This window comes from Pseudoduganella sp. RAF53_2, assembly GCF_052113985.1.
In the GTDB taxonomy this organism is placed as follows: domain Bacteria; phylum Pseudomonadota; class Gammaproteobacteria; order Burkholderiales; family Burkholderiaceae_D; genus Rugamonas.
Window position 1 is genome coordinate 1 of the sequence record NZ_JBFRDW010001066.1, and the last position, 1094, is coordinate 1094.

The window sequence follows — 1094 nt, forward strand, 5'->3', positions numbered from 1 at the left end:
CCTTGGTGCCGTCGATGTAGTCCGGCAGCGGGTTCGTTTGCAGCTGTGCTTCGGTTGGGTCAGGGGCGCCAAGCCCGACACCGGACAGCAACTGCGCAGACGTCGCCAACGGTTTGGCAGCAAAGAACACCACGCTGTCGGTGCCGATGGTCAGGGTGCGTACGGGGTCCGGTCCGCCCGAATCAAGCGTGCCGTTACTGGTACTTTCGGTCGTAGTGGATTGGAAGCCTTCGACCAGGTCGAGGGCGTAGGTGCCGTTGGCAAACGCAGTCAAGGTGAAATGCTCGACGGTGTTTGCGGTGGCCGGGTTGTTGTCAAAGTCCCCCGTCAATGTGCCCGAGAAGAGGTAGTTGCCGCTTGCATCCGGCGAACCGGCCAGCTCGCTGAAGGTCGATCCCGCACCCGCCAGCGTGGAGCCGTCCGGCCGCACCAGCGAGAAGGAATTGAGCGTGATGTCGAGCCCTGTGGCGCCAAGCTTGTCGACGCCAGTGGCGCTGGTCCAGTAACCGTATTGCGGATCGATGACTCCGGTCCCAACCAGATTGCCGAAGGCCAGCGACGGACCATCGTCCTGTATCGATACGCGTGCACCAATGCCCACTGAGGCCGCGCTGGTGTCGCCGTCGCCATCAGTGACTGTTGCAACTGCCAGCAGCGCATTGCTGGCAATGGACACTGACTCGTCAGGGCTGGCAGCGCCGCCAGTCGGATGCTTGATGGCGTTGTACTGCGCCATGCTGAGCACACCTGTGGACGAATTGATCGCAATCGCGAATGCCGCCTTGCCATTGTCGGCACCGGCGGAAGAGATGCGTCCGATAACCAGGCTGCCTTCCTTGTACAGCAAGATGCTGTCGCCAGCCACGGTATCGAGGCCTGAGTCGACACCCGCCGCCGATACGTCGAGCGAATAGGCGGTGCTGGCCAAGCCGTCGACACCACCGCTGCTGCCGCTCGAATCGATCACGGAGGCCGAGCCTTGGGCATAACCTGCCGCCATCTGGGTGCTGGTCGTTGTCACGCCCGAGAATAAGGAGATCACGCCCGCGGCAGTTGTATCGTCGGCGTCAGCCTGGTTACCCACTGTCTCATCA

At 62.3% G+C, this 1094-nt stretch carries 1 protein-coding gene; it reads right to left on the reverse strand.

What is annotated here, in order from left to right:
• Positions 1-1084, reverse strand: a 1084-nt coding sequence (locus tag AB4Z11_RS32345; RefSeq protein WP_442030365.1) for a DUF5801 repeats-in-toxin domain-containing protein, incomplete at its 3' end; no start/stop codon positions are given.
• Between the last annotated feature and the right edge of the window lie 10 nt (positions 1085-1094).